This is a genomic window from Dyella sp., assembly GCF_036746095.1.
Taxonomy (GTDB): Bacteria; Pseudomonadota; Gammaproteobacteria; order Xanthomonadales; family Rhodanobacteraceae; genus Dyella_B.
This window is the reverse complement of the sequence record NZ_DAIOEU010000089.1, coordinates 1-14,756: the sequence shown is the minus strand read 5'-3', so window position 1 is coordinate 14,756 and position 14,756 is coordinate 1. Positions and strand designations below refer to the sequence as shown.

Genomic DNA, 14,756 nt, shown 5'->3' with positions numbered 1-14,756 from the left:
CGCTGGAATGACGTCGTTTTAGCTTTCCCGCAAGAACGGCGAAAAATTTCCCCGGGCAGCAGTGGGCCTTCGCCGGAATGACGAGCAAAAAAACGTGGGGATACCTCAGGGGCTAGGGTAAGGATGCGAGCGCAGCGAACAGCGCAAGCCTGATATCGACGCAAAAAGGTGAGCCTCAGCAGTGCGCTAAAGCATCAGCAACCCCACCCCGACCCTCCCTTATTGCCGCAGGGTGGGAGATTGATCCGAAGCATGGTCATGCCTTCCTGCGTGTCGTAAGCTCGAATGCCAGGCATCAACAGATGGATCTCCCCCCATGCGTCTCGCATTCGTTGCCAGCGAAACCAGCATTGCCCAGCAAGCACGCCGCAAACTTGTGGAACGCTATGGCGACGTGCCGGTCACCGACGCCGAAGTGATCGTCGCGCTGGGCGGCGATGGTTTCATGCTGCGTACCTTGCACGCGCACCGGGCCGTTGCGATACCGGTCTATGGCATGAAGCTGGGACGCGTCGGTTTCCTCATGAACAAGCATCACCACGAAGAGCTGCCCCAGCGCATCGCGCGGGCACATGCCGCCGAATTGTTCCCGCTGGAAATGGAGGCGGTCGATGGTGATGGGCAGACGCGCCATGCACTCGCCTTCAATGAAGTGTCATTGCTCAGGCAGACCAACCAGGCGGCGCATGTCGAAGTAAAGCTCAACGGTATCGTGAAGCTGCCGAACCTGGTATGCGATGGCATCCTGGTTTCCACGCCCGCCGGTTCTACCGCTTACAACCTTTCTGCGCACGGTCCGATTCTGCCGCTGGACGCCAATGTGTTGGCACTCACTCCGATCAGCCCGTTCCGTCCGCGCCGCTGGCGCGGTGCGATCCTGCCGCATCGCACGGTGGTGAGCATGCGCGTGCTCGATCCTGCCAAACGCCCGGTCAGCGCCACGGCGGATTTTCTGGAAGTGCGCAACGTACGCAGCGTCGACGTGCGGCAGTCGCGCGAGCAGGGTGTGCGGCTGTTGTTTGATCCCGAGCACAACCTGGAGCAGCGCATTCTGGACGAACAATTCGCCGCGGACTGACATGCTGGCGTAGGTTGCGCTAGATTCAGCGCCATGACCCGCCCCACCCAAACCGCCCACGACCCTGGCGCCGCCGGCGACAATCGACTCGTCGTCGCCATTTCATCGCGGGCCTTGTTCGACCTTGGCGACAGCCATGCCTTGTTCGAGCGCGAAGGGTTGGACGCTTATCGCGGTTTCCAGATCGAACACGAAGAAGAAATCCTGCAACCCGGCGTGGCGTTTCCGCTGGTGCAGAAACTGCTAGGCCTCAACAAGCTGGCCGGCGACGTGCCACCGGTCGAGGTGATCCTGCTGTCGCGCAACTCAGGCGATACCGGGTTGCGCATTTTCAATTCCATCCAGCACTACGGATTGGAAATCAGCCGCGCCGCTTTCACCAGTGGCGCGCCGACGTCCGATTACATTGCGCCGTTCAAGGCGGATCTGTTCCTTTCGGCCAACGCCGAAGATGTGGGCCGCGCATTGAAGGCCGGCGTTGCGGCCGCCACCATTTTGCCGTCGACGGCCCCGCCGCGTGCCAGCGAGCAGTTGCGCATTGCTTTTGATGGCGATGCGGTGATCTTTGGCGATGAAGGCGAACGCGTGTCGCGCGAGGAAGGGTTGGAAGCCTTCCATCGCAGCGAAACCGAGCTGGCGGAACAGCCTTTGTCCGTCGGGCCCTTTCGCGGATTCCTCAGCGCGGTACATCGCCTGCAAGCAGCGTTTCCGGCCGAGAACTCACCGATCCGCACCGCGCTTGTCACGGCACGCTCCGCGCCTGCGCACAAGCGTGTCATCTTGACCTTGCGTCGCTGGGGTGTACGCATCGACGAAGCGCTGTTCCTCGGCGGCCGCGATAAAGGCCCCTTCCTGGATGCCTTTGGCGCCGACATCTTTTTTGATGATTCACCCGCTAACGTGGAATCGGCACGCAAACACGTGGCAACCGGGCACGTGCCGCATGGCGTGAGCAATCCATAAACCCGCTTTTTGTAGGCGGGGTGAAATCCCGGCATCGCCAAGTTCAGGCTGGAATTTCATCCCAGCCAGCGTTCAAGGTACTGAGTGACCTTTGCTTGCGGTCCAGATCGCATACCAATCTTCCGCATCCAGCTGCACCTTCAGTGCGGCCACTGCATCGGTCAAACCTTCGATACGCCGGGTGCCGGTAATCGGATACGGCCGCGATGGATGCCGCAGTACCCACGCAAACGCAAGCGTGGTCAGCGAAATGCCATGACGCGACGCAATCGCCGACATTTCCGCACGCACCCGCTGTGCTTGTTCATCATCACCCGTAAACAGGCGGCCACCCGCAAGCGGTGACCAGACCATCGGTCGCAACCCAAGTTGTTGCGCCTGATCGAGCGTGCCGTCATCCAGCGCACCCATCTGCAGCGGCGAAAGCTCCAATTGGTTGGTGATCAGCGGATGGTGTTGATGCAATAACGCGAACTGGCTGGTGGTGTGATTGGAAACGCCCCAGTGCGCGACCTTCCCTTCGCGCGTGAGCGTGGCGAAGATTTCTGCCAGCGGAGCCGCATCCATCAGGTAGTCGGGGCGATGGATCAGCACCAGGTCCAACTGTTCCGTGTATAGATTGCGCAGCGATTGCTCGACCTGCGTTCGGACATAGGCCGCGCTGGTATCGTAATAGGTGATGCGATAAGGCTTTTGCGACGAACGCAATCGAATGCCGCATTTCGTGACCAGCTGCATGCGGCTACGCAAGCCAGGCGAGGCGCGCAGCGCTTCGCCGAATAGCGCCTCGGCGCGGTAGTCGCCGTAGATATCGGCATGGTCGAACGACGTGATGCCCAGTTCCAGCGCCTGCTCGATCCAGCGCACGCGCTCGGGCACGCTCAGTTGCCACTCGGCAATGCGCCAAAGGCCTGCGACGATAGGGGAGAGCTCAAATGAGTTAGTTGGCATCGTGAAAATGGCTCAGCGGTGGGTGGTCGATTTTAGCGAGGCATCGAGCTGGCGGGCCGACCAGCCTCCGCCCATGTCGCCAATCAACGCTATGGTATCGAGCAGCCGTTGTTGCGTAATGCTCAGCGCACCCTGTTGTGCGCTCAACTGCGTGGCCTGCGCAGTAGCCGCGGTGGTGTAGTCCACCGTGCCGGCCTGGTATTCGTTGAGGGCAATTTGTGCGCCCTGCGATGCGTCGCGCACCACCGCGTCCTGCACGTCGGCTTGTTGGCCCAGGATGCGCAGGTTGGACAGGTCGTCTTCCACATCCTGCAAGGCCGTCAGCACGGTGCCGCGGTAAGTGGCGACGGCTGCTTCGTAGGATGCTTTGGCCGCAGCGACCTGGCCGTGGCGTGCACCGAAGTCGAACACGGTTTCGCTGGCATCGGCCCCCAGCGACCATATGTGGTTGGCGGCATGCAGCAAGCCGGCCAGTGGCGCTTGCGAAAAGCCATCGGCCGCGGACAAGGTGAAATCCGGATAGTACGCGGCGACTGCCACGCCGATCGCTGCGTTCTGTGCGGCCATCTGGCGCTCGGCGATGGCGATGTCCGGGCGGCGCTGCAGCAGCGTGGAGGGCATCACGAGGGGAACCGTCGGCAGTGCAGGCATGCTGGTGCTGTGGGGAATGTCCAGTTCCTCGGGCGTTTTACCGACCAGCACGGCAATGGCGTGCATGGATTGGGCGCGCGCCACACCCAAGGCGATCAAGCTGGATTTGGCGCTTTCCAACTGCGTGCGTGCGGTGATCACATCCGACGGCGCCGTGGTGCCGGCGCTGCCCTGGTTTTCCACCACGCGCAGGGATTCGGTATAGGCATCGACGGTTTTCTGCAGCAGATCGATATCGGCATCGGCAATGCGCAGCTCGATCACCGCGTTAGCCAACGCGATCTGTTCGGACAAGGTGGCGTTGGCCAGCGTCGCCTGGCTGGCCTGTGCGGCGGCTTTGCTCTCCTGGACCTGGCGCCGCACCTTGCCCCACAGATCGGGCGCCCAGCTCGCGCTGCCTTCCAGCGAGCCGGACGTGCTCACCGCGCGCCGCGAAGAAAGCGTGCTGAGCGCATTGCTGCTGGCGTTGCGTTGTTTGGCGGCCGAACCGGTGATGCCAAGCGTGGGAAACAAGGAAGCCCGTGCGACCTGCACATTGGCCAGCGCCTCCTGGTAATTGGCATATTGCTGCAGCACGGTCTGGTTGGAGACGGACACCATCGGCTCCCATTGGTTGAGCAATGGATCGTTGAACGCCGTCCACCAATCGCCCTTCGGCGCCGCATCCGCTGCCGGCGACGCGGCCGTCCAGCCAGGCAGCTCCTTGTACTGCTTGGGCATCGGCACCTGCGGACGGTGATAGTCCGGGCCAACCATGCAACCGCCAAGCAGCAATGCCAGCGAAGCGACCAACGTTGTAGGCAAAGTTTTCATAGTCATGCACTCGCATCCGATCGGTTCCACGGCAGCGTGGCCGACCAACGGGCCAATCTTGCGCGCAGGCGATCAAGGTAGAGATAGATCACCGGTGTCGTGTACAGGGTAAAAACCTGGCTGAGGATCAAACCGCCCATCACGGTAATGCCGAGCGGTTGGCGCAGCGATCCGCCTTGGCCGATACCGACCGCGAGCGGTACGGCACCCAGCACGGCGGCGGCGGTGGTCATCATGATCGGCCGCAGGCGCATCACCGCGGCGTCGTGGATGGCGCGCACCGGTTCATAGCCTTCGTCGCGCTGCAGGTGGATGGCCACGTCGATCATCATGATCGCGTTTTTCTTCACGATGCCGATCAGCAGGATGATGCCGATCATGGCGATCACCGAGAACGGCGTGCCGAAGATCAGCAGCGCCAGCACGGCACCGATGCCAGCGGAGGGCAGGGTGGAAAGAATGGTGATCGGGTGCACCGAGTTCTCGTACAGAATGCCAAGTACGATGTACACCGCGCCGAGTGCCGCCAGGATCAGCAGCGGCATGCTCGACATCGATTGCGAATACACCTGCGCCGCACCTGCGGTTGCGCCGTGGATGGAGGCGGGCATGCCGAGATCCTGCATGGCCTGTTGCACTGCCACCAAGGCCTTACTCAGCGAGCCACCGGGCGGCAAATTGAACGAAATGGTGCCAGCCACCAGTCCACCCTGATGGTTGACCTGCGTGGCCGTGTGATTGCTGGTGTAGCTCATCATGGACGGGAACGGCACCATGGTTTCCGCTGCCGTGCTGTCGGCGCTGCCGCTGGAGCTGCCGCCCTTGGCGTTGGAGATGGCATTGGTGAGTGCATTCGCCTCGGCGTTGGCATTGAGGGAATTGGTGGCCGAAGACGTACCGGGCGATGCGCTTACTGCAGTAAAACTTTTCACGCCTTTGACCAGGCTGCCGGACATCTGCGTCTGCTGCGTGCCGCTCGGATTGCCGGCCGTGGCGCTGAAGTACATGCGGTTGAGCATCTGCGGGTATTGCCAATATTTCGGCGCGACTTCCATCACCACGTAATACTGGTTGAGCTCGTTGTAGATCGTGGAGACGGTACGCTGTCCGAATGCGTCGTACAGCACCGCGTCGATCTGGTTGGGCGCAAAGCGGTAGCGCGACATGGTGGAGCGGTCGAAATGGATGAAGGTCTGCAACCCGTTCTGTTGCAGGTCCGAATTCACGTCCACCAATTGATCGCGATGCTTGCCGAGCTCGGTGACTAGCTTGGGTATCCAGGTATACAGCGCATCCGGATCGTCGCTGGTCAGCGTGTATTGGTACTCCGATGCCGACGAGCGGCCACCGATGTGCAGATCCTGCGACGCTTGCAGGAACAGTTTCGCGCCGGAAATCGTATTGAGCTTTGGCCGCAGCCGTTCGACCACCTGCGCGGCCGACAGCTTGCGTTCGGCCAGTGGCTTCAATTCCACGTACAGGCTGGCGGTATTGAGCGCACGGCCCCCTGCGAAGCCCGCCACCGATGCCACCGCCGGATCTTTCTGCACGATTGATTGCAATTGCGTCAGCTTCTTCTCCATCGCCTGGAAGGAGATGCTCTGGTCGGCAATGATCTGGCCGATCAGGATGCCGTTGTCCTGTTCCGGGAAGAATGTGGCCGGCAGCAGCTTGAACATGAAGGGGTTGAGCAGGATCAGGCCGATCAGCACCAGCCCGACCAGTGCGGAGTGGTCCAGTACCTTGGCCAGCGACAACGAATACGCGCGCTTGAAGCGATCGAACTGCCGCTCGTACCACACCGCCCAGCGCGCCTTGGAATGCAGCCCTTGGCCGGGGCGCAGTATGTAGGCGGCCATGGTGGGCGTTACCGTCAGCGAGATCACCATCGACAACAGGATGGCTACCGACAGCGTCACCGCGAATTCATGGAACAACAGGCCGATGATGCCCGGCATCAGCAGGATCGGGGTAAACACCGCGATCAGCGACAGGCTCATCGAGATCACCGTGAAGCCGACCTCGCTACTGCCCTTCAGCGCCGCCTCGCGCACGTCCATGCCGGCTTCCACGTGGCGCACGATGTTTTCCAGCACCACCACCGCATCGTCCACCACGAAGCCGGTGCCGATGGTCAGCGCCATCAGCGAAAGGTTGTCGATGCTGTAGCCCATCAAGTACATCGGCCCGAAGGTGCCGACGATCGACAACGGCAACGCCACCGAAGGAATCAGGATGGCGCGCGGCGACTGCAAGAACACGAACACCACACCGATCACCAGCAGCACGGCGACGAACAGCGATCGCTGCGTATCGCCCACCGCCGCGTTGACCGATTGCGATCGGTCGATCGCCACGCCGATCTTGATGCTGCTGGGCAAGGTGGCTTCGATCGCCGGCAGCACGCTGCGAATCTGCGCCACCGTTTTGACGATGTTGCTGCCCGGCAACGGAAACACGATCACCAGCACGGCCGGCTTGCGGTTGTACAAGCCCATGTTGCGGATGTTTTCCGCCGAATCCTGCACGTCGGCGACGTCGCGCAGTTGCACCGGCGATCCGTTGCGATAGGCGACGATCAGGTCGCGATACGGCGCGGCCTTGTGGATCTGGTCATTGGAGGTGACTTCGTAACGCAGGCCGTTCTGGTCGATGTGGCCCTTTGCGCTGTTGGCGTTGGCGGCGCTGATGGCCGCGCGCACGTCCTCCAGGCCGATGCCGTAGCTGTTGAGCTTGTCCGGCTCCAGCTCCACGCGCACCGAGGGCAGGGCGCTGCCACCCAGGGTGATCTGGCCCACGCCATCCACTTGCGACAGTTGCTGCTGGATGACCGAATCGGCCGAATCGTAGAGCTGCGCGCGCGTCAGCGTATCGGAGGTGAGCGCCAGCACCATGATCGGCGAATCGGCCGGGTTGTATTCGCGATAGGTGGGGTTGTTGCGCAGCGTGGTGGGCAGGTCCGCGCGCGCTGCCTGGATGGCGGCTTGCACGTCGCGCGCGGCGCCGTTGATGTCGCGGTTGAGGCCGAACTGGATCACGATCTGCGACGAACCGACATAGCTGGCCGATGTCATGGCGGTCACATCGGCAATCGAGCCGAGGCGTTTTTCCAGCGGCTCGGCCACGGTGGACGCCATGATCGACGGACTCGCCCCAGCCATGCTGGCCTGCACGACCACTACCGGATAGGTGACGTTCGGCAGCGGGGCCACCGGCAGGCGGAAGTACGCCAGGAAACCGGAAAGCAGGATGGCGAATGCCAGCAAGGTGGTGGCGACGGGGCGGCGGATGAAGAGCGCGGAGATGTTCATGCGCGATCACTCGCTGGGATGAACGAGTTCCCCCTCCCCTGCGGGGAGAGGGTTGGGGTGAGGGGAGGGGCTGGCCGGAAAATCGTGTTGCGCCCAAACGTGCTGATTTTTGCTCCTGCACGGAAGCTGGTTTCAGGCGAGATTCGCCCCTCACCCCAGCCCTCTCCCCGGAGGGGAGAGGGAGTAAACGCACGTCGCAAGACTGCAACCATCACGGCGCACTATCCCCCGCCGCCAGCGACGGCTTGCGATGGAACCGCTGCGCCAACCGGTCAAAGAACAAATAGATCACCGGTGTGGTGAACAACGTCAGCAACTGGCTCAGCGTCAGGCCGCCGATGATCGCCAAGCCCAGCGGCCGGCGCAGTTCCGAACCCGTACCGGTACCGACCAGCATCGGCAGCGCGCCGAGCATCGCGGCCAGGGTCGTCATCAGGATGGGGCGGAAACGCAGCAACGACGCTTCGAAGATCGCTTCCGCCGGCGGCTTGCCGTGGTCGCGTTCGGCTTCGAGCGCGAAGTCCACGATCATGATCGCGTTCTTCTTCACGATACCGATCAACAACACGATGCCGATGATGCCGATGATGTCCAGGTCCGCGCCGGCAAGCATCAGCGACAGCAACGCACCGATACCAGCCGAGGGCAGGGTCGACAGGATCGTCACCGGATGGATGAAACTCTCATACAGCACGCCCAGCACGATATAGACGGCGATCAGTGCGGCAATCAGCAAATACACTTCGCTGGAGAGCGAGTCCTGGAAGGCCTGCGCGGCGCCCTGGAACGATGACGTGATCGAAGGCGGCAGGTGGATCGCCTGTTCGGCCTGGTTGATCTCCTTCACCGCCTTGCTCAGCGACGCATCCTTGGCCAGGTTGAAGGAAATGGTCACCGACGGGAATTGCGCCAGGTGGCTGATCACCAATGGCGACTTGGTCACTTCGATCTTCGCAATGGCCTTCAGCGGCACCTGTCCGCTGCTGGCGGTCTGGCTGGGCAAATACAGGTCGCCCAGCGACTGCAGCGTCGGCAATGACTTCGGCTGGGCCACCAGGATCACGCGGTACTGGTTGGACTGGTTGAAGATGGTCGACACGATGCGCTGGCCCAGCGCGTCGTACAACGCATTGTCGATCGTGGCCGGGGTGATGCCGAAACGCGCCGCCAGCTGGCGATTCACATCGACGTTGACACTGAGGCCCTGGTTGTTCAGGTCGCTGGTGACGTCGGTGATCGAGCTGATCTTTTTCATGCGCGCGATCAGGGCCGGCACATATTGCTGGAACGCTTCCTGGCTCGGCCCGCGCAGCACGAACTGGTACTGGTTGGGCGAGATGGTGGTGTCCAGCGTCAGGTCCTGCTCCGGCTGCAGGTACAGCTTGATGCCGGGCACGTTTGCCACTTCCTGCTGGATATGCCGCGCGATTTCGGCGGCGCTATCGGAGCGATCGTCGCGCGGCTTCAGATTGATCAGGAAGCGGCCATTGTTGAGCGTGGTGTTGGTGCCGTCGATGCCGACGTACGAGGTGAGGTTGGTGACGTCCGGGTCTTTCAGGATCGCTCCGGCCAACTGCGCCTGGCGGTCCACCATGCTGCTGTAGGACACGGAATTGTCGGCAATGCTGATGCCTTGCAGCACACCGACGTCCTGCACCGGAAACAGGCCCTTCGGAATCACCACGTACAAAATCACCGTGATGGCCAGCGTCAGCAAAAAGGTCGCCAGCGTCGCCGTCTGGTGAGCCATCACGAACCGCAGCCCGCGCTCGTAGGCGTGCAACGTCTTGTTGAAAAGACCTTCGCTGATCCGCTCGAAGCGGCTCGGGTGGCGCTCGGCCTGCGCACGCAGGATGCGCGCGCACAGCATCGGCACCAGGGTGAGCGAGACCACGCCGGAAATCACGATGGTTATCGCGAGTGTCACCGCGAATTCGCTGAATAGACGGCCAATCACGCCGCCCATGAAAAGCAGCGGAATCAGCACCGCAATCAGCGACACGGTCAGCGACAGGATGGTGAAGCCGATCTGTCCCGCGCCGATCAGCGCCGCATTCAACGGCGTCTCGCCTTCTTCCAGGTAACGCACGATGTTCTCGATCATCACGATCGAGTCGTCGACCACGAAACCGGTGGCGATGATCAGTGCCATCAGCGAGAGGTTGTCGATGGAGTAGTTGAGCTCGTACATCATCGCCAGCGTGCCGATCAGCGATACCGGCACGGAGATGCTGGGGATGATGGTGGCGGGCAGGTTGCGCAGGAACACAAAGATCACCAGCACCACCAACACTACCGCCAGGATCAGCTCGAACGCCGCATCGGCCACCGAGGCGCGGATTTCGCCCGTACTGTCGTTGACGATATCCACGTGCATGCCGGCCGGCAGCGTGGATTCCAGCTGCGGCAGGATGCGCTTGATCTGGTCGACCGTGGCGATCACGTTCGCGCCGGGCTGGCGCTGCACGTTCAGCACGATCGCCGGCATGTCGTTGTACCAGGCGCCTTGCTCGGTGTTCTGCGCGGACTGGGTAACGCGCGCGACGTCGCGCAAATAGACCGGTGCGCCGTTCTGGTAAGAGACGACCGTGTTCAAGTAATCCTTCGGGTCCTGGATCTGGTCGTTGCCGTTGATGGTGTAGTCCAGGTCCGGGCCGTCGAAGTTGCCCTTGGGCTGGCTGACGTTGACGTTGGCGAGCAGCGAGCGCAGGTCATCGATGTTGAGCCCGTAGGAGGCAAGCTTCTGCGGATCGGCTTCCACGCGCACGGCGGGGACGTTGCCGCCCGATGGCGTCACCAGGCCCACGCCGGATACTTCGGAAATCTTGGTGCCCAGGCGGTTGTTCGCGACGTCCTGCAATTGTGTCAGCGACATCGACTTCGACGTCACCGCCAGGGTGAGGATCGGCTGGTCGGCCGGATTCACCTTCGCATACGTCGGCGGTGCGGGCAGGCCGCTCGGCAGCAGGCTGTTGGCGGCGTTGAGCGCTTCCTGCACGTTCTGCTCGGCCACGTCGAGATTGAGCGCGAGATTGAATTGCAGCGTGATCACCGACGCACCCGCCGAGCTGCTGGAGGTCATCTGCTGCAGGCCGGGAATTTCGCCGAGCTGCACTTCCAACGGCGCCGTCACCGTGGTCGCCATCACCGAGGGACTGGCCCCGGGATAGAAGGTTTGCACCTGGATCGTCGGGTAATCGACGCTGGGCAGCGACGATACCGGCAAGAAGCGTATCGCCACCAGGCCCACCAGCACCAGGGCGATCATCAGCAGGGATGTCGCGACGGGCCTGAGTACGAACAGGCGGGAGATATTCATCAGATCGACGCCTGTCGCTTACGACGCGGAAGAGGTGGTGCCGGTATCCGACCCGGTTTGGTGCCTGTGCTTGCCCGTATGCGAGGCGGACGATGGCGACGCCGCCTCGCCGGTGCTGCTTGCCTCGGCAGGACGTGCCTGCGCGATGCGGATCTTCGCGCCATCGCTCAAGCGATCCGTGCCGTCCGTGACTACGGTCTGGCCGGCGGAGAGACCGGAAAGAATCGCCGTTTGCTTGCCGTCGCTGGGGCCCAGCGTGACCTTGTGCACCGATACGGTGTCATCGCTATTGACCAGGAACACGTAGTCACCTGGCGCGCCGGTCTGCACGGCCGGCGTTGGCACCAGTACGGCCTTGTGCAGCGTATCGACCAGCAGCTGCGCGTTGACGAATTCGTTCGGATACAACGCTTCGTCGCCGTTGGGGAAGGATGCGCGCAGCGTGACGGTGCCCGTGCTGGTGGCCATCTGGTTGCCGATCGCGTAGAGCGTGCCGGCGGCGATCTGCTTGCTGTTGTCGCTGTTGAACAGCGTGACCGGCAATTTCGCGCCGGTGTTGTAACGATCCAAAACTTTGCCGAGCAAATTCTGTGGAACGGTGAACTGCACGGTGGTCGGCTTCATCGTGGTGATCACCACGATGCCGGTGGAGCTGGAGGGCGTGACGTAGTTGCCCGGATCGACCAGGCGCAGGCCGACCTTGCCGTCGATCGGGGCGGTGATATGGCAATACGTCAGATCGAGATCGAACTGCGCAATATTTGCCTGATCCGCTTTCACCGCCGCTTCGGATTGCTGGACCAGGAATTTCTGATCGGTATAAGTCTGCTCGGCGATCGATTTTTTCTGGTAGAGCTGCGTGTAGCGTCCAAGGTCGGTGCGTGCCTGATCGAGCGTGGCCTGGTCCTTCGCTAGCTGTGCTTCGGCCTGCTGCTTGCTGATCTGGTATTGGCGCGGATCGATCTGCGCCAGGAACTGGCCCTTCTTCACGTCCTGGCCTTCCTGGTAAGCCACTTCGGTGAGATAGCCGCTCAACTGGGGCAGCACCGTGACGGTCGCCAACGGCGTAACCGTGCCGAGCGAATCGATGGTCTCCGGCATGTCGCCGAGCTTGACCGCGGCCACGCTCACGATCTGTGCCGGCGCACCGGTGCGCGCTTTGGGCCGGTTGAACAGGTGGAACAGAACCACGGCGATAACCGCGATGGCAATCACCACTGCAATCCACAGGCCGCGCTTGTTGCGCGAGTGTCCGGCTGTTCGCGGAGTATCCGCACTCATAACCATCTCCAGATGCCGGCTCCTGACTAAAGCAAGAGCGCTTTCGTTTTCAAATGCAGGCCACCGGCTATTCCAGGCGGCGGTAGTCCGTCAACGCGACGGTCGGATTTTTCCTTAACGGCCTGTCGCTGACATGGTTGACACTGTCCGGTGCCATCCGTTTTCCAAGCGATGAATTAACTCATTGGCACACGGGTACAAACATGCCATCTGGGGGTTTTTGCAAACGCCATATTGTGATAACGCCCGTCACGCACGTCTGCAGCGACATCGCCGCCGTGTCCTGGGCCGATCTAAATTTTGCAGGCAGGGATGACATACCGGCTCCATATGCGTGCTGCTGCTGGAACGTCATCCCAGCCTGCAAACTCACACGATCTTCTGCCGCCGCCACCACGGTGTAACTTTCTCTTCGCGCAGCAGCGTGAACAGGCCGGCGCCGAGAATCATCACAATGCCGATCAGCATCGGCCAATCGAGCTTGTCGCCAAACAGCCAATAGCCGAGCCCGATGGCCCAGAGCATCTGGCTGTATTGCGTGGGCGCCACGCGGTTGGCAGGCGCGATCAAGGTGGCATACATCAGCAGCACGCCGGCCAATGCGGCGAGCAGGCCGTAACCGGCGAGCAAACCCCACTCGTGCAGGTTCGGCCAATGGAAATGCGACAGCATCAACAGGCCGCCGACGATCAGCGGACCCATCACACCCGCGCCGTAAAGGCTGATGCGCTTTTCGTGCGGACCGGCCATGCGCAACGCAACCACCGACGCGGCGGCGAACAGCCCGCATATCAGGCCCGCGATATCGCCCACGCCCAGTGCGCGAAAGCCAGGCCGCAGCACCACCAGCACGCCCAGAAAACCCACGAACACGGCCGACCAGCGGCGCCAGCCGACGTGCTCCTTCAAGAAGATCACCGACAGGATGGTCACGAAGATCGGCATCAGAAAGATCATCGTGAACACTTCAGCCATCGGCAGCAGGGTGAACGCCGTGACCGACGCGATGTTGCCGCCTGCGCCTGCCAACGCGCGCACCCACCACAGCGACGGTCGCTGCGCCGTTACCGCACCGCGCCAGCGATCGCCTTTTTTCATGATGAAGGGCAGTGCAGCAAGCCCGAATGCCGCGCCAAAGAACACGGATTCATAAGGCTGTACCGAGCCATGCAGCGATTTGACGAACGCGTCGCTGATCGCGTATGCGGCGAAGCTGGCGAAGCCTAGAAGGATGCCTTTGAGCATGCGTATTCCGAGGGTGGCGGCAGGCGGAGCACGCGGCCGGCAGCCAATGCGGATGTTCCTGGGATACCGCATCGGCCGGGCGTCAAGAGCCCCTGAATGTTGCAGGTGCAGCATACATGGGAAGGCGGGAATGACAAGGCTGTGGGACTTACCTGATTCCTTCTCGCTGCATGACCCACTCACCCTTGCTACAACACGGAACTCGCCAGCACCTCGCTAGCCATCAACGTGGTCCGCGGTGTGTGCCAGCGCAGTGACAAGCCAGCGTCCCGCGCAGCGCACGGCCCGTCATACCGCTCACCGGCTACAAACCACCGGCCTGCATGCAGCCGTCCATGTGCTGCAGCCCTACGCGGACACGCTGAGTACGGAACGGAATGGATAACGCCTTCGCGCGCCGTACGGTCCCTTTACATTGCGCGGAATAGGACGTCAGGCTGCACATCAGGCGCATCTACGATTTCAATACACGCAACGGCCAGTGCTGCTCCAGCAATGCCGCCCATCTGCAACCGGCCACAACGCGCAGCAAGGCCAGCGTGGAAACGAATGCCACGGTGGTACGCGTGTTGTTCGACGAACACAGGCGCGCCACGCGGCAGATGCGCCATTGATCGATCCGAATTGCCTCGGTACGGAAAAGGGGATTTGGATCGTGAAAGCCACGCCACGCTCATCGGCTGGCTGGCTGCAGGCCGGCGGCTGCTGCACCCCGGCATGACCGGCATAAGCCGCCACCGCTACAATGTAGGGCTTCCCCGACTGTTCCTGGAACTCCTATGGCAGCCCGTTTGAACCCGCTCGACCTCTATGACGTCCGTTCCCTGCTCACCGACGAGGAGCGCATGGTGCAGGACACGGTTGGGCGTTTTGTCGACGAAAAAGTGCTGCCCATCATCGGCGATTGCTTCGATCAAGGACGTTTTCCCGGCGAGCTGATTCCGGAAGTCGCCAACCTCGGCCTACTGGGTGCGACCATTCCCGAGAAATACGGTTGCGCCGGCATGAACGGCGTCAGCTACGGCCTGATCTGCCAGGAGCTGGAGCGCGGCGATTCCGGCCTGCGCAGTTTTGCCTCCGTGCAAAGCTCGCTGTGCATGTATCCCATCTACGCCTACGGCAGCGAAGCGCAGAAGATGCAGTA

The 14,756-nt window shown here is 62.0% G+C and carries 9 protein-coding genes; 3 read left to right on the top strand and 6 right to left on the bottom strand.

From position 1 onward, the window contains the following. Positions 1–316 precede the first annotated feature (316 nt). Positions 317–1,078 carry an NAD kinase gene (locus tag V7M64_RS21210; protein ID WP_333682052.1) on the top strand — a complete coding sequence of 254 codons (762 nt, stop codon included), beginning with the start codon at positions 317–319 and terminating at the stop codon, positions 1,076–1,078. Positions 1,079–1,111: 33 nt separating this feature from the next. Next, complete coding sequence (locus tag V7M64_RS21205; RefSeq protein WP_333682051.1) at positions 1,112–2,041, top strand: 5'-nucleotidase; 930 nt, start codon at positions 1,112–1,114, stop codon at positions 2,039–2,041. A 72-nt stretch (positions 2,042–2,113) separates the two neighbouring features. Here the strand turns inward: V7M64_RS21205 and V7M64_RS21200 are convergent, their stop codons facing one another. From V7M64_RS21200 to V7M64_RS21175, 6 genes are all read right to left on the bottom strand, one after another. Next, complete coding sequence (locus V7M64_RS21200; protein WP_333682049.1) at positions 2,114–2,992, bottom strand: aldo/keto reductase; 879 nt, start codon at positions 2,990–2,992, stop codon at positions 2,114–2,116. Positions 2,993–3,004: 12 nt separating this feature from the next. After that, positions 3,005–4,462, bottom strand: a complete 1,458-nt coding sequence (locus V7M64_RS21195) for an efflux transporter outer membrane subunit (RefSeq protein WP_333682048.1) — start codon at positions 4,460–4,462, stop codon at positions 3,005–3,007. Next, positions 4,459–7,767 carry an efflux RND transporter permease subunit gene (locus tag V7M64_RS21190; RefSeq protein ID WP_333682047.1) on the bottom strand — a complete coding sequence of 1,103 codons (3,309 nt, stop codon included), beginning with the start codon at positions 7,765–7,767 and terminating at the stop codon, positions 4,459–4,461. The genes V7M64_RS21195 and V7M64_RS21190 overlap by 4 nt, the downstream gene beginning before the upstream one ends. A gap of 211 nt (positions 7,768–7,978) precedes the next feature. After that, complete coding sequence (locus tag V7M64_RS21185; RefSeq protein ID WP_333682046.1) at positions 7,979–11,086, bottom strand: efflux RND transporter permease subunit; 3,108 nt, start codon at positions 11,084–11,086, stop codon at positions 7,979–7,981. 18 nt (positions 11,087–11,104) lie between these two features. Next, positions 11,105–12,367 (bottom strand): efflux RND transporter periplasmic adaptor subunit, encoded by a 1,263-nt coding sequence (locus tag V7M64_RS21180; RefSeq protein WP_333682045.1) that lies wholly within the window; start codon positions 12,365–12,367, stop codon positions 11,105–11,107. Positions 12,368–12,736: 369 nt separating this feature from the next. Next, positions 12,737–13,612 carry a DMT family transporter gene (locus V7M64_RS21175; protein ID WP_333682044.1) on the bottom strand — a complete coding sequence of 292 codons (876 nt, stop codon included), beginning with the start codon at positions 13,610–13,612 and terminating at the stop codon, positions 12,737–12,739. Between the two features lie 779 nt (positions 13,613–14,391). Here V7M64_RS21175 and V7M64_RS21170 point away from each other — a divergent pair. Then, positions 14,392–14,756: acyl-CoA dehydrogenase family protein (locus V7M64_RS21170; protein WP_333682043.1), on the top strand; the 365-nt coding region annotated here is incomplete at its 3' end.